Source organism: Curtobacterium sp. MWU13-2055, assembly GCF_023242305.1.
Classification (GTDB): Bacteria; Actinomycetota; Actinomycetes; order Actinomycetales; family Microbacteriaceae; genus Curtobacterium.
The window spans coordinates 810,958-830,424 of record NZ_JALLIO010000001.1 but is presented as its reverse complement, the minus strand read 5'-3'; the positions used below and the strand labels follow the sequence as shown (position 1 = coordinate 830,424).

Genomic DNA, 19,467 nt, shown 5'->3' with positions numbered 1-19,467 from the left:
GTGTTCGACCAGGTCGGGGACACACTGTCGGTCGTCGTCGCAGCCAAGAACTCCGTCCGGTGGATCGGAGAGCTTCTCGAGAGCATCAGTGCGCAGCATCTCTCCTTCATCGAGGTCATCGTCGTCGACAACGGTTCGACAGACGGAACTCCTGAGATCGTCGTCGCCGCGGCGGAGGTCGATCCTACGATCCGGCTCATTCGCTCCCCAGCAACGAGCGCTGCCGCCGCTCGGAACGAGGGCGTGAGAGCCGCGAACGGGAAGTACCTCGTCTTCGCCGATTCCGACGACCTCGTCCCCGACGGTGCCTACCGTGCGATGTTGGACGCACTTACGGCGAGCGGATCGGACATGGTGATCGGAAATCACTTCAAGTTCTCATCATCGCGTACATGGAGCCCCACGGAGCGGTGGCACGACTTCGACAGGGCGATGAGCGGCGTGTCTCCGCGAGATTTTCCAGCACTACTTGCCGTTCGAGCGTGCTGGAACCGGATGTTCCGTCGATCCTTCTGGGATAGTGCGGAGCTGCACTTCCCCGAGATCTCGAGTGTTGAAGACATCCAGCCGATGACGCGGGCGTTCGCGTCGGCTACTGCGATCGACGTTGTGCCTTCGTGCGTCTACCTCTACCGTGATCGAGGCGACTCCTCATCGCTTTCCATACAGTCCGACGCGATGGTGACCGTACGCTACCTCGAACAAGAGTGCATTTGCGCGGCGCTGGTCCGAGACGATGCGGCCCTACGTCTGAAACACGCTGAGGTCGTTCTCGATGCCGACGGTTGGGCACATCTACAGCGGTTCCTGAGTGGGTCGCCGGAACAAGCCGGGTTCGCTGTTGTTGCCCGGGCGACCCGTATTCTGCTCGAAGCCATTCCGCTGGACGGCATGGCGAACGTCGGACCGCTCCGGCGCGCGCTGTGGTTGCTCATCCTTGGCGGCAACTGGACCGCTGCCGCAGCTTTCGTGCGCGGTACGACAGCGGGCTCCGAGACGGAACGAATCCGTGCTTGGCTCGAAGCAGTGGCATTGATTCGCGCGGCCGATGTCACGGCCGCGTCTTCGCTTGTCGCCGAGGGGGTACTAGTCGTCCTGGTGAACGGCGCGGACGCGGTCGATCCAGAGCAGTTGGCGCAGCACCTGCCCGCCCTGAGGGGGCTCGAGCTCGAAGCTTCTGGATCTGACCTCCTCGTCGCGATGGCAGAGGCCGTCCGGGTGCAAGACTTTCGCGCGGTTTCCGCGGTCTCAGCACTTCGCAACGTCGTTCCGCTGGTCGTGGACCGGGTAGATGCGACGCCAGATGGGCTTGTTCTCGGCGGGCCAATGAGGTCCGGTTCTTTGCCTCCCGAGACGTCGATCGTCCTTGAGAGCGCAGGCAAGGACGCAGCGGTTGCGAGTGTTGAGGGGGCGGCCGGGCGCTGGCGAGCGATCATCAAGTCCGAGACTTGCGCTCCCGGGCGTTACGGCGTCGTGGTGTCGGCGAACGGAATCGAGCGACGGTTCCCGGTCGTGACGGCGCGGATGCCTCTGCCTCCCCTGGCAGAGGAGCTTCCGATGCAGCCGCTGGCGGACCGTCAGAACGGCTGGCGTTTCCTCATCGATCGGCGCCCAGATCGCAAGAAGAGTATCGGCCGCCTACTCCGCCGAGTCGTTCGCGGGCACCAGTGAGGGACCGTTGCCCATCGTCAGCGCGACGCCGCGTCGAGCAACTCCGCGTACCGCCGCGATAATGCGAACGGCGCCAGCCGCCGGCTGAACTCCGCGGCATCGGCAGCACCCGCGGCAGGCGCCGCCAACCCCACACGCAAGGACTCCACGGCATCGCCGGCGTCGAACCACCTGACCCACGCCTCGTCGCCGAACTCGGCACGCAGGTGCGGCTCGTCCGGCAGGACCGACGGCACGCCGAACGACGCGGCGAGGTGCAGGACCCCGGAGTTGAGCACCCGCCGGTAGGGGAACACAGCAGTGTCTGCCGCTCGGAACCACCGCTGGACGTCGATGTCCTCGACCTGATCGTGCTCGCGCACTGCACGCACGTCGTCGCCGAGCAGCCGGTCGATGTCGTCACGGTCGTCGGACGTGGTCCGGCCGGCCAGCAGGAGCACTGGCCGCTCGGACGGCTTCGTCCGACGCACGGCTTCGACCAGGACGTCGATGCCCTTGTACGGGCGCATCTGGCCGAAGGCGAGGACGGCGTGGTCGCGGTCCGTGAGTCCGAGCGACGCGCGCGCTTCCTCGCGCGACACCGAGTCCGGGTAGACGCCCTGGTAGCTCGGGTGCGGGAGATGCACGACCTTTTCCGGGTCGAGCTCGTAGTACGAGGACACGGCCGTGGGTGTGTCCCTGTTCATCACGTGGACGACGTCGGCGGCGCCGGCCAGGTAGCGGTTCAGGTCGAGTTCGAGCTCGAGGTGCCGTGCATCGTGGGGGAGGACGTTGTGGATTGTCCAGACGAGACGTGCTCCGCGTGTGCGCGCCGCGTCGACGGCGGCGCGGAAGCGATCGAGCCGCACCTGCGCTTCGTCGAGGTCGTCGTCGTGTCGCTGCACGATCGGGGACGTCCAGTGCATGTGGAAGACGTCGCCGGTACCGAGCCGGCCGAGGTGCTGCTCGAGCTGCTCCAGACGCAGGCTCTCGAGGACGTTCCAGCCGCGTGCCCGCGGGGCCAGCAGCATGAGGTTGAGGTACGGGTTGTCGCGGTAGGCAGGGAACACCGCGAGGAGGCGATCGGGCACCGACCGATCCTACGGGGACTCGGCCGGAGAGCGGGGTGGCGTCAGTCGAGCGTGGCGACGATGAACTCGGCCTCGTGCAGGACCGAGCAGAACGCCTGGCCCTCGTGGTCGAGCGCATCGCGCTTCAGGATGACTGCACCGCACACCGAGCACTTGGTCGTGAAGGTCGACCGCACGACGTCTGAGATGAGCGACATGCGACCATGCTGCGCGCCGAAGGTGAACAACGGGGAGCGATCGCCTCGGAAGCCGGTGAACGACCCCGAAGAATCCGCCTGGGACGCGACGAAGCCTCGGGTCAGAGCAACCGGACGACCTGATCGGCACCGGCACCGGCCGGCACCACCTCGGCGAAGTCCCCGTCGGCCACGACCTGCCCCGCCGCGAGCCACACGACGTTCCGCGCGCCCGGCTGCGGCACGAACCTCGAGACGTCCGATCCCGCGCCGCCGCTGACCAGCACCGTGACGTCGTCGAGTCCGCTCGACCCCCGGTACCACGACGTCGGGACGTCGACCTGCACGGCGTGACCGACCGCCTCGAGCGCCGTCACGAGCGCGCTGACGTCCGCCACCCGGGTCCCGTCGTGCTTCACCGCGATCCGAAGACCGGCAGCGCCGGAACCGCCGGCAGCGCCAGCAGCGCCGGCGAAGTCCCGGACGACGATCGGCCGCGACGACCGCACCATCACGGCGTGCCCCTTCGGCAGCCCCGGCTCGACCCCGAGCCACCGCAGCCCGGCCGCCTCGTAGTGTGCTCCAGCGTCCGCTGCCGGGTACCGCCCACGCCAGCGCTCGTCGAACACCCGCCGGTTGTCGACCCGGGCATCGTCGCGACCGGGGGTGCGGCTCTCGTGGTGCACGACGACCGACGACGGCACCACGGCGAACGCCGAGCCGTCCGGCGAGGCATCGAGGGCCCGCAGGCACAGGTCGACGTCCTCGAGCCCGTTCGCGAACACCGGGTCGAACCCGTGCCAGCGGATCAGGTCGACGGCCCGGAACGCAGCGGCAGCAGCAGTGATCGCCGAGAAGCGGCGACCACCGGCAGCACCCAGCCGTGCGGTCCCGGCACCCGCCAACGCCCGCGAAGCGTCGTACCGCGGGTGGTCGCCGAGGAAGTGCCAGGGCAGCACCTTGTCCCCGCCGAACACCGTGCCCGCTGCCTGCACGATCCCGTCCGGGTACACGAGCAGCGGTTGCGCGCCGAGCACGGACGGGTCGTCCAGCGCGGAGACCAGCGGCCGCAGCCACCCGGTCGTGACCTCGGTGTCGTTGTTGAGCATGACGACGGTGCCGCCGGTGGATCGGGCCAGGCCGAGGTCGCTGCCCAGCCCGAAGTTCCGGTTGCGGTCCTCGCGCTGCAGCAGGACCCGCGGCTCGTCGCCGAACCAGGTACCGAGCACGGCCGAGACCGAGCGCGGTGAGCCGTTGTCGACCAGGACCACCTCGACCCGGTCGCCCTCGTGGTCGGCGGCGTGCAACACGGCGTCCACGGCACGCCGGGTCATCGTCCAGTCGCGGAACACCGGCACGACGACGGAGACGAGTCCGGCGTCGCGCGCCGGCGCTGCCTCGGCCAGGGCGTCCCAGTCGATGCGGTGGCGGGCGAGCGCGACCTCCTGCCACGACGCGGGCTGTGCGGAGGAGACCCGCCGCGGGTCGCGGACGTTGTCGTAGTCGACGCCGATCACGGGCACGTACGCGGGCACGCCGGAGCGCTTCCCGATGCGCAGCAGCCACTCCCAGTCGATCCAGCGGCGCAGGGTCTCGTCGAACGGCCCGACGGCAGCGGCGACGTCACGACGGACGACGAGCGCGTTCAGGTCGATGAAGTTGCCGGCGAGCAGGTCGTCGAGCGTGCCGTCCTCGCCGCGGTACGTCTCGGCGGGGACGGTGGAGTCGTCGGCGTTGTTCGCGCCGATCATCCGGACGCCGGTGTGCACGCCGGGGCCGTCCGTCTCGAGCAGCCCGGCGAGTGCGGCGGACAGGTGCTCGGGTCGCCAGGTGTTGTCGGCGTCGAGGAACGCGACGAAGTCGCCGCGCACCGCCGCGAGTCCGGAGTTGCGCGCAGCTCCCGCCCCGCCGTTCTCCCGCTCGACCAGACGGACGCGCGGCTCGTCGGCGGCGATCCGACGCACGACCTCGGCGGTCTCGTCACCGGACCCGTCGTCGACGACGAGGAGCTCCCAGTTCGCGTGCCGCTGCGCGCGCACCGAGGCGATCGCCGCACCGACCACGTCGGCACGCCGGTACACGGGCATCACGATCGACACGAGCGGTTGCTCCGCGTCGCGTCGCGCGACACCGCGCGGGTACCGGCTGAGCGCCTCGGCGACGTCGGGCCCGTCCCACGTGGCCCGGTAGCGGCGCCGGGTCCGGTGCTGCGCGTCGGCGAAGGCGCGGGCAGCGGAGACGGCTGCGTCGCGTGCGGCGCCCCAGGTCGGTGCGTGGCCACGGCGGCCGGGAGGCACGGGGAGCGTGGTCGCGTCGGTCGCGTTCCGCAGGAAGTCGCGGAGCGCATCGAGCGTGGACGCCGGGCGGTCGGCTTCCGGCACCGAGGCGGCGTACACGCCAGCGTCGAAGAGGGGTCCGGTCTGGAAGAGCTCCTGGCCCTCCTGGTGCAGGGCGTCGTACCAGGACATCGCCGGGACGGGCTGGTGCTCGCGCATCCACTCGTGCTCGATGAGCGGGTGCAGCGAGAGTCCTCGCTGCCCGTCGTTGTGCACGTAGAACGCGATGGCGTCGGCGTCGCTGTCGAACGTCCGTCCGGTCTGGGCCTCGAAGTACGCGCGGTCGAGTACACCGAACTCGGCGATCCGCCGGGCCCAGCGGTCGAGCCGGTCCGTGACGGTCAACGGCTTCTCGGGGCCACGGAACGGGCGCGCCAGGCGTCGCGCGACGCGGCCGAGGCCCTTCGCCTCGGCCATCAGCGGCGACCCGGCAGCCGTGCGGCGACCTTGGCGATCGCCTGGCCGGTGCGGAACGAGCGGCTCGCGCGCAGGTCGTCGAGCTCGCGGCGGAGTCGGGTGACCTCGTCGGAGGCGTTCGCCGCCGCCACCTCGGCGGCGGTGAGGTCGAGGGGGAGGAGCGCTGCCCAGCGGCCCTCGAGGGCCTCGGAGCGCGACGCGAGCGGCGCGGTCAGGCGACGGTCGAGCTGCTCGCGCGCCGCGACGAGTCCGCCGCGGGTCGTGGCGACGACGTGCGGGTCTAGCAGGGCGGCGACCTGGTCGGCTCCGGCCCGGTGCGCTCGTGACGACCACGGTGTCGAGGTCGGCTCGGTCCGGACGACGACGAGCTCGAGCGACCGCCGGTTGGCGGCGACGACCTCGGCGGGTGTGGGGTCCACGAGGACCGTGACGGTGACGAGGTCGTCCGGGTTCGGGGCGTCGGAGGTGACCGTCCACCCGCCGGGGGCCGACGCGCCGGGGGTGAGCCGGGCCTCCAGGTCGAAGCCGTCCGCGAAGGCCGCGTCGATCTCGCGGACCAGGCCACCGGCGTCCTCGACGTGCCGCAGGTCGACGGCGAGGCGGGGCGGGGGACCCGCGGGGACCAGGGGGTCGGCGAAGCGCTCCGTCGCCGTCGAGCCGTGCCGCTGGTAGGCGGCGACGGCGTCCGGCAGGAACGGGTACCGGCGCTCGAGTTCGCGCTGGTGCGCAGCGCGGAGGGCGTTGCGGTTGCCCGAGAAGCTCTTGCCGCCGGCGTGCAGGACCAGCGCGCGGTTGGCGATCCGCGACGTCCAGCCGTGCTCGGCGAGGCGCAGGCAGTAGTCGTTCTCCTCGCCGTACCCGGGGGCGAAGGCGTCGTCGAACAACCCGTGCTCGGTGATCAGCTCGCGGCGGGTGAGGAAGCAGAAGCCCATCGCGACGGGCAGGACCTGCGAGATCGGCAGGAGCGGGGCGATCGCTCCCCAGACGGCCCGCGTGCGCTCCTCGGTGCGTGCTGCACCCCGGTTGGTCAGGCGGTAGGGGATGCTCGCGATCGTGGCGTTGTCGCTCCGCGCCGTGACGACGCCGGTGCGGTCCTCGTCGAGCACGTCGAGCATGGCGTCCAGGAAGCCCGCGGTGGGCACGGCGTCGCTGTTGAGCAGCAGGACGGCCTCGCCTGTGGTGCCGGTGCCGGTGTCGCCGGTGCCGGTGCCGCGGTCGAGCTCGAGGACGGCGCGGTTGCACGTGCCGACGAACCCGAGGTTGCGGTCGTTGCGCTCGTACCGGAACCCCGGCCGACCGTCGATCCGCTCGAGCAGGGCGCGTTCGATCGCGTCGGCGTCGGGGCCGCAGTCGTTGACGAGCAGCACCCGGTGCACGGACGTGTCGAGGTGCTCGACGAGTCCGTCCACGCAGCGCAGCAGGGACTCGAGGTCTCCGTAGACGGGGACGACGACGAGGGTGGTGCGGGTCATCGGGCGGACTCCTCGTGGTCGTGCTGGTCGTCGTGGCTGTCGCGACTGTCGCGACTGTCGCGACTGTCGTGCTCGAGCGCGTTCGCGAGTGCGTCGACGGCCGCGTCGAGCGGACCGCCGAGCGCGTGCTCGGCGAGCGGGGCGAAGCCGGTGGGGCCCTCGGCCGCGGCGCGGCGGACGGCGTCGGCGACGGCCAGGCCGAGCGACCGGGCGTCGGCGGGCACGGCCGTCAGGTTGGGGTGCAGGTGCGCACGGGTGCCGCGGAACTCGTTCGTGACCACGCGGGCGCCGGAGATCGCACCGTCGAACGGCGGGTGGCTCGGGTGCGGACTGTGCTGCAGCGAGAGCACGACGTTGGTCGAGGCGATGAAGCGGAAGTAGTCGTCCCAGGGCATCGTGCCGTGGCTCACGAGCTTGACGTCGCCCGAGCCGCCGTCGAGCTCGACGTCGCCGTGCTGCTCGCCGGCCGAGTGGAACTCCACCCGGATCCCGTCGGCCGCGAGCTCCTGCACCGCGACGCGCAGGGCGGCGACACCGAGCCGGAACAGGTTGCGGTGCTTGCTCGGGCGGCCGTAGAACAGCACCCGGACGACGTCCTCGTGCCGTCGGGCCGTGGCGACGCGTTCGAGCAGCTCCACGTCCAGGTGCGGTGCGAAGGTCCGCTCCGCCGGCACGTCCAGGTCCTCGACGTCGGCCAGGTACTTCCGCAGGGGCTCCGAGTTGACGAGCACCCGGAAGCCGGCGCGGTAGGTCGAGGCGGCGACGGCGTACTCGGTCGACCACGGGCTGAAGCCGGGCTCGTAGTCCTGCACCAGGTACACCACCCGGTCGCGCGGGACGACCCCGGCGGTCACGGCGACGTCGATCGGGTGCGCGGTCTTCCAGTGCGTGGCGATCCAGACGTCGTCGCGGCCGAACTCGGTGTCCAGGACGTCCTCGCGTCGGACCACGCGGACCCCCGGGCGGCCGTCGACCCGCGACTCCGGGAACCGGTCCGCCACGAGCGCCTCGGCCGCGGCCGCACTGTTGCCGGGCGTGGTCCAGCGGACCATGACGACCCGGACCGACCGGCCCAGGCGTGCGCCGACCGCGATCGCGACGGCCAGCGCCGTCTGCACCCCGGCGAACGCCGCGCCCTCGCGGAGCTCGTCGACGACGAGCACGACCTCGGGCTCCCGGTCGACCGTCCGGATGCCCGCCAGGGCGAGGCTCGTCTCGACCAGCCCCTCGAACGGTCGGGCAGCCAGTGGTGCGCGGTCACGCTCGCGCCGGGCCACGCCGACGTCCACGCGGGACACCGTGCGACCGAGTCGTTCGCGGACGTCGTTGCGGTAGTGGCCGTCCCGCGCGTACCGCTCGTTCACCCGGACGAGGTCGCTGACCAGGCGCCGTGCCTTCTCGAAGTTCATCGACCCTCACGTTACTGGGCGTGGGGGAGCACCTCGGTAGGCTTGTCCCCTGATGATGCTGCGAATCGACCTCCGTGGCGGCCTGCCCGCCCGTGCCGAACTCCTCCGACTCATGCCGCGCGCCGTGGGTGACGTCTCGCACGCGGTCGACGCCGCCCGCGAGCTGGTCGAGGACGTCCGACACCGCGGAGCGGACGCACTGCACGACCAGGCCGAACGCTTCGACGGCGGCGCCCCGGCGAACGTCCGGGTGCCGGTCGCCGAGATCGCGGCAGCCGTCGCCGGGCTGACCCCCGAACTGCGGGAAGCGCTCGACGAAGCCATCCGCCGCGTCCGAGCCGCCAGCGCCGCACAGGTGCCGGCCGGCTCCGTCACCACGCTCGCCGACGGCGCCGAGGTGCACCAGCGCTGGCAGCCGATGCGCCGCGTCGGCCTCTACGTGCCCGGCGGCAAGGCCGTCTACCCGTCGAGCGTCGTCATGAACGTCGTGCCCGCCCAGGTCGCCGGGGTCCGGTCGATCGCACTCGTGTCCCCGCCGCAGCGCGACCACGGCGGTGCGGTCCACCCGACGATCCTGGCCGCGGCCGGACTGCTCGGCATCGACGAGGTCTACGCGATGGGCGGTGCCGGGGCGATCGGCGCGCTGGCGTACGGCGTCCCCGCGATCGACCTCGAGCCCGTCGACCTGGTCACCGGTCCTGGCAACAACTACGTGGCCGCGGCGAAGCGCCTGGTGCGAGGTGTCGTCGGCATCGACTCCGAGGCCGGTGCGACCGAGATCCTCGTGATCGCCGACGAGACCGCCGACCCCGGGTTCGTCGCCGCCGACCTCATCAGTCAGGCCGAGCACGACGAGCAGGCCGGCAGTGTGCTGGTGACGACGTCGGCGACGTTCGCCGATGCGGTCGAAGCCGCCATCCCGGAACGCACGGCGGTGCTCGGGACGGCTGCGCGCCTCCAGACCGCCCTGGACGGACCGCAGTCCGCGATCGTGCTGGTGGACTCGCTCGCCGACGCCGCGACCGTGAGCAACGCGTACGGGCCGGAGCACCTCGAGATCCAGACGGCCGACGACGACGCGGTGCTCGCCGACATCGACGCCGCCGGAGCGGTGTTCGTCGGGCCGAGCACGCCCGTCAGCCTGGGGGACTACTTGGCCGGGTCGAACCACGTGCTGCCCACAGGCGGCCAGGCGCGCTTCGGTTCCGGGCTGTCCGCGTCGACGTTCCTGCGGCCGCAGCAGGTCATCCGGTACTCGGCGTCGGCGCTCGACGAGGTCGCCGCGCACATCGTCGCGCTGTCGACCGAGGAGCAGCTCCCCGCGCACGGCGCCGCCGTGACGGAGCGTACGAACCGATAGCCTGGGCGACGACATGTTCTGCCCTTTCTGCCGCCACCCGGACTCCCGCGTCGTCGACTCACGGACGAGCGACGACGGAACCTCCATACGCCGCCGTCGACAGTGCCCGAACTGCGGACGACGCTTCTCGACCACCGAGACCGCGTCGCTCAACGTCGTCAAGCGCAACGGCGTCACCGAACCGTTCAGCCGCGACAAGATCGTCTCCGGCGTGCGCAAGGCCTGCCAGGGGCGCCCGGTCACCGACGGCGACCTGGCCGTGCTCGCGCAGCGCGTCGAGGAGACCGTGCGGTCGTCCGGCTCGAGCCAGATCGACGCGAACGACATCGGCCTCGCGATCCTCGCGCCGCTCCGTGAGCTGGACGAGGTCGCGTACCTGCGGTTCGCCAGCGTCTACCAGGCCTTCGACTCGCTCGAGGACTTCGAGGACGCCATCAGCCAGCTGCGCCGTGACCACCGCGGTGCTGCGGCTACCGGGGTTGCGAGCGCGGGGATCGCGGGTGCCGGATCGCCGGCGGGTGCCGCCGGATCGTCGTCGGGCGCCGCCAGCTCGCCGGCGGGTGCCGGCGCGTGAGCGGCGTCGCGGAAGGCCTGGTCCGGTCCGGGTACGCCGTCGTCTTCCGGTCGGTCTTCGCCAAGATGGACCCCGAGCGGGCCCACCACCTGGCGTTCGCCGTCATCAAGGCGCTGCCCCACGTGCCGTTCGTCGGCGGTCTGGTCGAGCGGTACTCCCGCCCGGCAGCTGCTGACGGCATCACGACGATGGGCATCCACTTCCCGTCGCGCTTCGGCCTCGCCGCCGGGTTCGACAAGGACGCCCGCGGCATCGGCGGCCTCGGCCTGCTCGGCTTCGGTCACGTCGAGGTCGGCACGATCACGGCGAAGCCCCAGCCCGGCAACGAGCGTCCGCGCCTGTTCCGTCTCATCGAGGACCGCGCCCTCATCAACCGGATGGGCTTCAACAACCACGGCGCCGGTGCTGCTGCCCGCCGGCTCGAGCGCGCCCGACGCAACCCGGGTCGCCCGGTCATCGGCGTGAACATCGGCAAGAGCCGGGTCGTCGCCGTCGAGGACGCCATCGACGACTACCTCGAGTCGACACGTCGCCTCGCGCCGTTCGCCGACTACCTGGCGGTCAACGTCAGCTCCCCGAACACGCCCGGCCTGCGCGGCCTGCAGGAACTCGACCAGCTCCGACCGCTGCTGTCCGCCGTCCGCGATGCCGCCGGAGACACGCCCGTGCTGGTGAAGATCGCGCCGGACCTGACCGACGAGCAGGTCGATGCCATCGCCGGCCTCGCGGTGTCGCTCGGGCTGTCGGGCATCATCGCGAACAACACGACGATCTCCCGTGAGGGACTCACCGCGGACCCGGCCGACGTCGAGGCAATGGGTGCCGGGGGACTCTCCGGTGCTCCCCTCGCCGCGCGTTCGCTCGAGGTGCTGCGTCGCGTCCGTGCCGCGGTGCCCGCCGAGTTCTGCGTCATCGCCGTCGGCGGGGTGACGACCGAGCAGGACGTGCAGGACCGCATCGACGCCGGGGCCACCCTGGTGCAGGGCTACACGGCGTTCCTCTACGAGGGGCCGAGCTGGGCCACGCGCATCAACCGCTTGCGTCGCAAGCGGCTGCGCCGCGCCGCGCGCTGAGCGCGGGCGCGGGCGGGCGCGTGTCCCGCCCGCGCGCCCGTCCGCCCGGCGTTCCCGGCGCCCTCCAGGTTCCGAAATCTCGGCATCTCGCGGCTCTCAGCGGCCGTCTGTGGAACCTCGGCGGCGTGCACGCGGCGAGTCGTGGAACCTCGGCGACGCGCACGCGGCGAGTCGTGGAACCTCGCCGGCCACCCCTGGGACGGGAGGCCCGGTGCGATCCCGTCACGGGCCTCCCGTCCGCCGGTGCGTGGCCACGCCCGGCCCCGGCCGCTGAGTGTCCGAGATTTCGGAACCTGGGCGCGCGGGCGGGCCGTCTGTGGAACCTCGGCGACGCGCACGCGGCGAGTCGTGGAACCTCGCCGACCGCCCCTCGCACGCCAGACGACGAAGCGCCGCCCGGCGAGGCCGGACGGCGCTTCGGGACAGCGACGCTGGGGTCAGAGGGCGGGGTACTGCCCCCGCTTGACCTGGGGCTTCGGCAGGCGCAGGAACCGCAGCTGCCACGCCCGCGTCAGGATGTAGAGGAACGTGCCGCGCTGCATCTCGCCGAACTTGGTGGTGAGCTTGCGACGCATCGACAGCCAGAGGACCACGCAGTCGATCACGAACAGGGCCACGAACGCCCACACGAGCAGGAGCGAGTACGAGGCGATCGCGGTCTGCGAGGCGGCGAACCCGACGATCAGGAACAGCACGAGCACCGGCATCATGATCTCGCCGACGTTCCAGCGCGCGTCGATCCAGTTGCGGACGAAGCGACGCTGCTCACCGCGGTCCTTCGCCGGCAGGTAGCGCTCCTCGCCGTTGGCCATGCCGACGCGGGCGCGCTCGCGGTCGGAGTTGAGACGCGCGCGGGCGGCCTTCTTGTCGACCGGCGTGTTGCCGACGAGGGGGCGGCGGTTCGCTGCCTCGCGCTCACGGCGGGACGGCGTCGGGCGGCCCTTGCCCTGCTCGAGGAGTTCTTCCTCGGTGGGGTTCACGGTCGTGTTGGTCTTGGGGGCTGCCTTCGCCACGGTGCGTTCCTAACGGCGTTGTGCGTGCGGGATCGTCCTCTAGATTACCGGGCATGACCGACACCGCACAGCCCAGCTCCGCGACCGACCCCGCTCTCCTCGACGCCCTGCGCGAACAGGTGCAGGGTGCACTGCCCACGACGATCGCCGATCTGTCCGCGCTGGTGCGGATCCCGTCGGTGTCGTGGTCGGCGTTCGACGAGTCGCACGTGCTCGCGAGCGCGCGTGCCGTGGCGGACCTGGCGCTGAGCACCGGGGTCTTCGCCGAGGACCAGGTCGAGATCATCCGTTCAGCGATCAGCGACGACGAGCCGCTCGAGCTCGGCCAGCCCGCGGTGCTCGCCGTCCGCCCGGCCCGGAACGGCAAGCCGACCGTCATGCTCTACGCCCACCACGACGTGCAGCCGCAGGGCGACGACGCCCTCTGGGAGACGCCGCCGTTCGAGCCGACCCTCCGCGGTGACCGGCTGTACGGTCGCGGCGCCTCGGACGACAAGGCCGGCGTGATGACCCACATCGCGTCGCTCCGGGCGATCCACGGGCAGTTCGGCGACGACCTCGACCTCGGTGTCGTCCTGTTCGTCGAGGGCGAGGAGGAGTTCGGCTCCCGGTCGTTCCGCACCTTCCTCGCCGACCAGAAGGAGCGCCTGGCCGCCGACGTCATCGTGGTCGCCGACAGCGACAACTGGTCGGTGGACGTGCCGTCGATCACGGTCTCGCTCCGCGGCAACGTCACCTTCAAGCTCACCCTGACGACCCTCGAGCACGCCAGTCACAGCGGGATGTTCGGGGGAGCGGCGCCGGACGCCATGATCCCGATGGTCAAGCTGCTCGCGTCGCTGCACGACGACGCCGGTTCGGTCGCCGTCGACGGGCTCACCTCGTACGAGGCCGACGTCCCGGCACGGACCGACGACGAGCTCGCCGTCGACGCGGCCCTGGTCGAGGGCGTCCGACCGATCGGCACCGGTGAGGTCCTGTCGCGCATGTGGTTCCAGCCGTCGATCACCGTGACCGGCATGGACGTGCCGAGCGTCGCGAACGCCTCCAACACGCTGCTCCCGACCGTCTCCGCCCGCGTCTCGGTCCGGGTCGCACCCGGCCAGCCCGCCACGGAGGCGTACGCGGCCGTCGAACGGCACCTGCGGGCACACGTGCCCTTCGGTGCCCGCATGGAGATCTCCGAGCCGGACAGCGGCGACGGCTTCCTCGTCGACACGGCCGGCTGGGCCGTCCAGGAGGCCCGCACGGCCATGCGCGAGGGCTGGGGTGCCGAGGCGGTCGAACAGGGCATCGGCGGCTCGATCCCGTTCGTCTCGGACCTCGCCGCGGAGTTCCCGGAGGCCCAGATCCTGGTCACCGGGGTGGAGGACCCGGACACCCGCGCCCACAGCCCGAACGAGTCGCAGCACCTCGGCGTCCTGCACCGGGCCATCGCGTCCGAGGCGATCCTGCTCGCCAGGCTCGCGACGCGCAGCTGACGGTGCTTACAATCGACGCCAGGCGCGGTGAACCGCACCGCCCGGAGGGAGACGCGCGATGAGCGACACCATCACCACCGACGCACCGGTGACCGAGGCGGCCTCGCACGGCGTCCTCCTGAGCGACGCCGCGGCCGGCAAGGTGGCGAGTCTCCTCGAGCAGGAGGGCCGCGACGACCTGCGCCTGCGCCTCGCCGTCCAGCCCGGCGGCTGCTCGGGTCTGATCTACCAGCTGTACTTCGACGAGCGCCTGCTCGACGGTGACGTCACCGCCGAGTTCGACGGGGTCGAGGTCGTCGTCGACAAGATGAGCGTCCCGTACCTCGACGGCGCGACGATCGACTTCGAGGACACCATCCAGAAGCAGGGCTTCACGATCGACAACCCGAACGCGCAGGGCAGCTGCGCGTGCGGTGACAGCTTCCACTGATCACCAGCCGATCCGACACGCGAGCGGGGAGCGACCGACACGGTCGCTCCCCGCTCGCGTTCGTCGGGGGATGCGGTCGCAGTGTGACCGGGGAAAACGGCCGGTCAGGAGTGCGGATCGCGGCGATGAGCGTGTCGGGTGTGCGCGAGCGGTACCGAGCTGCGAGTAAGCTAGGAGTGTTCCAATCAAGCTGGGAGCCAGCCAAGTGTCGCCTTCGTGCGGCTCGGCGGGTTCGGCTCCGGGCTCACGTCTTTTGCGAGAGGTAACAGTGCGTTCGAATCGCCGTATACGTTGGGCGGCCGTCCCGGTGGCCGTCGGTCTGGTCATCGCACTGGCTGGCTGCACGCAGCAGCAGATGAACGGATGGCTCCCCGGCACGGAGGAGACGAAGGACGTCACCAACCACACGAGCCGCATCGTCGGCCTGTGGACCACCAGCTGGGTGGTGCTCCTCGCCGTCGGTCTCATCGTCTGGGGCCTGATCATCTGGGCCGCCATCGTGTACCGCCGCCGGAAGGGCCAGACCGGCCTGCCCGTGCAGATGCGCTACAACATGCCGCTCGAGATCTTCTACACGATCGTGCCGCTCATCCTCGTGCTGGGCTTCTTCGCCTTCACCGCGAAGGACCAGGCAGCGATCGAGAAGCCGTTCGACGACCCCGACGCCACCGTGCACGTGTACGGCAAGCGCTGGGCGTGGGACTTCAACTACATCAACAAGGACAACCCCGAGGACAGCGTCTACTACCAGGGCATCCAGGCCCAGGAAGAAGAGAACGCCAAGGGCGCCATCGACGAGTCGCAGCTGCCGACCCTCTACCTGCCGCAGGGCAAGAAGGTCGCGATCGAGCTCTCCTCGCGCGACGTCGACCACTCCTTCTGGATCATCGACTTCCTGTACAAGAAGGACATGCTCCCCGGCAAGACGAACTGGGAGTACTTCATCCCGGAGAAGCTCGGGACGTACCAGGGCAAGTGCGCGGAGCTCTGCGGTGAGTACCACTCGCTGATGCTCTTCCAGGTGAAGGTCGTCACGCCGGCGCAGTACCAGGACTACCTCGACACCCTGAAGGACCAGGGCAAGGTCGGGCTCCTCGGCGACGAGTACAACACCAACACGAACGAACCGAACAACAAGGCGCCGGTCGAGGCGTCCAGCGAGAACAAGTAGGGGCTCGTCAGATGACAACGTCTTTCGTCGGCCAACCGACCCAGACTGCTTCGCCGGACTTCCAGGCGTCGAAGGTGGGCCGGAAGGGCAACATCATCGTCCGGTGGATCACCTCCACCGACCACAAGACCATCGGGTACATGTACCTGATCGCGTCCTTCGTCTTCTTCCTGCTCGCGGGTGTGATGGCCCTGGTCATCCGTGCCCAGCTGTTCGAGCCCGGCCTGCACGTGGTCGCGACGAAGGAGCAGTACAACCAGCTCTTCACGATGCACGGCACGATCATGCTGCTGATGTTCGCGACGCCGCTCTTCTCGGGCTTCGCGAACGCGATCATGCCGCTCCAGATCGGTGCTCCCGACGTCGCCTTCCCGCGACTCAACGGCTTCGCGTTCTGGCTCTACCTGTTCGGCTCGCTCATCGCGGTCGGCGGCTTCCTCACCCCGCAGGGTGCGGCCTCGTTCGGCTGGTTCGCCTACGCGCCACTGAGTGACACGACGTTCACACCAGGGCTCGGCGGCACACTCTGGGTCTTCGGACTCGGCATGACCGGCTTCTCGACGATCCTCGGCGCGGTGAACTTCATCACCACCATCATCACGATGCGTGCCCCGGGTCTGACGATGTTCCGCATGTCGATCTTCACGTGGAACACCCTCGTGACGGCGCTGCTCGTGCTGATGGCCTTCCCGGTGCTCGCCACCGCGCTGTTCGGCCTCGGGCTCGACCGGGTGTTCGACGCCCAGATCTTCAACCCGGCCAACGGCGGTGCGCTGCTCTGGCAGCACCTGTTCTGGTTCTTCGGGCACCCCGAGGTGTACATCATCGCGCTGCCGTTCTTCGGCATCGTGTCCGAGGTCTTCCCGGTCTTCAGCCGCAAGCCGATCTTCGGGTACAAGACCCTCGTCTACGCGACCATCGCGATCGCGGCCCTGTCGGTCACGGTCTGGGCGCACCACATGTACGTCACCGGTGGCGTCCTGCTGCCCTGGTTCTCGCTCATGACGATGCTCATCGCGGTCCCGACCGGCGTGAAGATCTTCAACTGGGTCGGCACGATGTGGCGCGGCTCGGTGACCTTCGAGACCCCGCTGCTCTGGGCCGTCGGCTTCCTCATCACGTTCACGTTCGGTGGCCTCACCGGTGTGATCCTGGCGTCGCCGCCGCTCGACTTCCACGTGTCCGACTCGTACTTCGTCGTGGCGCACTTCCACTACGTGGTCTTCGGCACCGTCGTCTTCGCGATGTTCTCCGGCTTCTACTTCTGGTGGCCGAAGTGGACGGGCAAGATGCTCAACGAGCGTCTCGGCAAGATCCACTTCTGGCTCCTGTTCATCGGGTTCCACACCACGTTCCTCATCCAGCACTGGCTGGGCGTCATCGGCATGCCGCGTCGTTACGCGACCTACCTGCCGAACGACGGCTTCACCTGGATGAACCAGCTGTCGACGATCGGCTCGATGATCCTCGCGATCTCGTTCCTCCCGTTCATCTTCAACGTCTACGTGACGGCCCGGAACGCACCGAAGGTCGCCGTGAACGACCCGTGGGGCTACGGCCGCTCGCTCGAGTGGGCCACCAGCTGCCCGCCGCCCCGCCACAACTTCACGTCGATCCCGCGGATCCGTTCCGAGTCCCCGGCCTTCGACCTGAACCACCCCGAGGCAGGTGTGCCGATCGGTGTCGGCCCCGCGAAGGACGCCCCGGATGCCCCGACCTACGACGCCGCGAAGGGCGAGGTGAAGTAAGCCGATGCGCGCGAACACCAACCTGTTCTGGATCCTCTTCGGGTTCTTCATCCTCGCGGACGCCGCGTACACGATCTGGGCAATGATCTACTACGGCCACCCGGAGTGGGTCGGCACCGTGGCGATCGGCCTGACCGGCATCATGTCCGCGTTCATCGCCTTCTACCTCGGCAAGGTCATGGCGTCCCAGGGCGGCGTGCTGCCCGAGGACCGCCCCGATGCAAACATCGAGGACGGCGACGCCGAGCTCGGGCACTTCAGCCCGTGGTCGTGGTGGCCCATCCTGCTGGCAGCAGCGGTCGCCGTCTGCTTCCTCGGTGTCGCAGCCGGGCTGTGGATCGTCCCGATCGGACTCGCCCTGGTGGCGGTCACCCTGGTCGGCTGGGTCTACGAGTACTACCGCGGCAACTTCGGGCACTGACCTGACGCTGCAACGCACCTGACACTTCGGGCGGCACCACATCCGGTGCCGCCCGAAGTGCGTCCAGGCGCTGCACGACCACAGCACACGACCCTGCGCTGCCAACGCAGCGCACGACCCGGCGTTGCACACCACAGCGCCCCACGATCTCCGGTCCCCGATCCGGAACAAACGGGCCCGCCCGCGGCTTGACTGGAGCGGACCTCCCACCACAGCGAAAGGAGTCACCTCAGGTGACCGACAAGCGCACCCTCATCATCTTCGGCGCGACGGGCGACCTCGCCTCCCGCCTGCTGCTGCCGGGCCTCGGCACGTTCCTGCAGAGCGGTCGAGCGGTTCCCGTCCAGCTCATCGGCACGGGCCGCAGCGCCCGCAGCGAGGAGCAGTGGAAGGACATCGTCACGAAATCCTTCGCGTCGCAGGACGTCAAGGGACCCGAGGTCGACGCCACGCTCGCGTCGACCCAGTTCATCCAGGGCGACCCCACCGACCCGGAGCACCTCACGGCACTGCTCGACGCGGCCGAGGCCGAGCCGATCCTCTACTTCGCCCTGCCCCCGCAGATCGCCTCCGACATCTGCGAGGCACTGCAGCAGGTCGAGCTCCCCGCCGGCACCACCCTCGCCTTCGAGAAGCCGTTCGGCACCGACGTCGCGAGCGCCCAGGCCCTCAACGAGACCGTGCTGAAGCTGGTCCCGGAAGAGCGCGTGCACCGCACCGACCACTTCCTCGGACGCACCACGGTCCTGAACATCATCGGTCTGCGCTTCGCGAACCGCCTGTTCGAGCCGATCTGGAACGCCGACAACATCGAGAAGGTCGACGTCTTCTACGACGAGACCCTCGGTCTCGAGAACCGCGCCCAGTACTACGACGAGGCCGGCGCAATGGTCGACATGATCCAGTCGCACCTGCTGCAGATCCTCGGCATTGTGACGATGGACGCCCCGGCGGACATCGACGCGGTCGAGTTCCGCTCGTCCCTGGCCCGGGTGCTCCGTTCGACGCGGCTCAAGGGCGACGACGCGAAGATCGCGTCGCGCCGTGCCGTCTACACGGCCGGCACGATCGACGGCAAGGAGCTGCCGTCGTACCAGGACGAGGACGGCGTCGACAAGTCGCGGAGCACCGAGACGCTCGCCGAGATCTCGGTCGAGGTCGACACGGCCCGCTGGAAGGGCGTCCCGTTCACGCTGCGGTCCGGCAAGGCACTCGGCAACAGCCGGAAAGAGGTGCTGATCACCTTCAAGCCGGTCACGCGCCTGCCCTCCGGCCTGAGCGGTCGCCCGAAGGCGGACACGCTCCGCATCGTCCTGAACCCGGACGAGATCGAGCTGACCGTGTCGGCCAACGGCGGTGGCAACCCGTTCGAGATGGGCCAGGTCACCCTGTCGTCGTCGTTCAGCGACGGCGAGCTGACCCCCTACGGCGAGGTCCTGAACGGCATCTTCCACGACGACCCACTGCTCTCGATCCGCGGCGACGTGGCCGAGCGCTGCTGGGAGATCGTCGAGCCGGTCGTCAAGGCCTGGAAGGCCGACGAGGTCCCGCTCGAGGAGTACCGCGCCGGTTCGCGCGGCCCGGCGGACTGGGAGTCGTCGTCCTGACGGACGTGACCGTCGCGCCCTGAACGGGCGGAACTGCG

Annotated in this window: 16 protein-coding genes; 10 read left to right on the top strand and 6 right to left on the bottom strand. The window is 70.1% G+C overall.

Translation table 11 applies throughout. The annotated features are described in order from the left end of the window. On the top strand, positions 1–1,671 hold the full coding sequence (locus M4960_RS03785; protein ID WP_248703484.1) for a glycosyltransferase family 2 protein: 1,671 nt from the start codon (positions 1–3) through the stop codon (positions 1,669–1,671). 17 nt (positions 1,672–1,688) lie between these two features. Here the strand turns inward: M4960_RS03785 and M4960_RS19595 are convergent, their stop codons facing one another. From M4960_RS19595 to M4960_RS03760, 5 genes are all read right to left on the bottom strand, one after another. Next, positions 1,689–2,741, bottom strand: coding sequence for a glycosyltransferase (locus tag M4960_RS19595; RefSeq protein WP_248703483.1), 1,053 nt, complete (start codon positions 2,739–2,741; stop codon positions 1,689–1,691). A gap of 41 nt (positions 2,742–2,782) precedes the next feature. Next, positions 2,783–2,938 (bottom strand): hypothetical protein, encoded by a 156-nt coding sequence (locus M4960_RS03775; protein ID WP_165918845.1) that lies wholly within the window; start codon positions 2,936–2,938, stop codon positions 2,783–2,785. 101 nt (positions 2,939–3,039) lie between these two features. Then, entirely contained in the window at positions 3,040–5,670 is a 2,631-nt protein-coding gene (locus M4960_RS03770) for a glycosyltransferase (protein ID WP_248703482.1), read from the bottom strand. Then, a complete protein-coding gene (locus M4960_RS03765; RefSeq protein WP_248703481.1) occupies positions 5,670–7,142 on the bottom strand; it encodes a glycosyltransferase family 2 protein in 1,473 nt (490 codons plus the stop codon). The genes M4960_RS03770 and M4960_RS03765 overlap by 1 nt, the downstream gene beginning before the upstream one ends. Then, the gene (locus tag M4960_RS03760; RefSeq protein WP_248703480.1) at positions 7,139–8,551 is read right to left on the bottom strand and encodes a hypothetical protein; all 1,413 of its coding nucleotides are present in this window, start codon (positions 8,549–8,551) and stop codon (positions 7,139–7,141) included. The genes M4960_RS03765 and M4960_RS03760 overlap by 4 nt, the downstream gene beginning before the upstream one ends. A 52-nt stretch (positions 8,552–8,603) precedes the next feature. Between M4960_RS03760 and hisD the strand changes: the two genes are divergently transcribed. The 3 genes from hisD to M4960_RS03745 are packed head-to-tail and all read left to right on the top strand — an operon-like array spanning position 8,604 to position 11,558. Continuing rightward, positions 8,604–9,911 carry a histidinol dehydrogenase gene (gene hisD, locus M4960_RS03755; protein WP_248703479.1) on the top strand — a complete coding sequence of 436 codons (1,308 nt, stop codon included), beginning with the start codon at positions 8,604–8,606 and terminating at the stop codon, positions 9,909–9,911. 13 nt (positions 9,912–9,924) lie between these two features. Further along, positions 9,925–10,485 (top strand): transcriptional regulator NrdR, encoded by a 561-nt coding sequence (gene nrdR, locus M4960_RS03750; protein ID WP_131846241.1) that lies wholly within the window; start codon positions 9,925–9,927, stop codon positions 10,483–10,485. After that, entirely contained in the window at positions 10,482–11,558 is a 1,077-nt protein-coding gene (locus M4960_RS03745) for a quinone-dependent dihydroorotate dehydrogenase (RefSeq protein ID WP_194672496.1), read from the top strand. The genes nrdR and M4960_RS03745 overlap by 4 nt, the downstream gene beginning before the upstream one ends. 437 nt (positions 11,559–11,995) lie before the next feature. On the opposite strand, the gene M4960_RS03740 is transcribed toward M4960_RS03745, so the two are convergent. Next, a complete protein-coding gene (locus tag M4960_RS03740) occupies positions 11,996–12,571 on the bottom strand; it encodes a DUF3043 domain-containing protein (RefSeq protein ID WP_235035956.1) in 576 nt (191 codons plus the stop codon). A gap of 53 nt (positions 12,572–12,624) precedes the next feature. Between M4960_RS03740 and M4960_RS03735 the strand changes: the two genes are divergently transcribed. From M4960_RS03735 to M4960_RS03710, 6 genes are all read left to right on the top strand, one after another. Then, positions 12,625–14,052: a dipeptidase gene (locus tag M4960_RS03735; RefSeq protein WP_248703478.1), complete on the top strand. Its 1,428-nt coding sequence runs from the start codon at positions 12,625–12,627 to the stop codon at positions 14,050–14,052. Positions 14,053–14,110: 58 nt separating this feature from the next. Then, positions 14,111–14,482 carry an iron-sulfur cluster assembly accessory protein gene (locus M4960_RS03730; protein WP_111085771.1) on the top strand — a complete coding sequence of 124 codons (372 nt, stop codon included), beginning with the start codon at positions 14,111–14,113 and terminating at the stop codon, positions 14,480–14,482. 268 nt (positions 14,483–14,750) lie between these two features. Further along, the gene (gene coxB / locus M4960_RS03725) at positions 14,751–15,653 is read left to right on the top strand and encodes a cytochrome c oxidase subunit II (protein WP_111085770.1); all 903 of its coding nucleotides are present in this window, start codon (positions 14,751–14,753) and stop codon (positions 15,651–15,653) included. Between the two features lie 11 nt (positions 15,654–15,664). Next, positions 15,665–17,401, top strand: coding sequence for a cytochrome c oxidase subunit I (gene ctaD, locus M4960_RS03720; RefSeq protein ID WP_173168381.1), 1,737 nt, complete (start codon positions 15,665–15,667; stop codon positions 17,399–17,401). 4 nt (positions 17,402–17,405) lie between these two features. Continuing rightward, positions 17,406–17,822 (top strand): cytochrome c oxidase subunit 4, encoded by a 417-nt coding sequence (locus M4960_RS03715; protein WP_248703477.1) that lies wholly within the window; start codon positions 17,406–17,408, stop codon positions 17,820–17,822. Between the two features lie 233 nt (positions 17,823–18,055). Continuing rightward, positions 18,056–19,429, top strand: coding sequence for a glucose-6-phosphate dehydrogenase (locus M4960_RS03710; protein ID WP_123292491.1), 1,374 nt, complete (start codon positions 18,056–18,058; stop codon positions 19,427–19,429). The last annotated feature ends 38 nt before the right edge of the window (positions 19,430–19,467 follow it).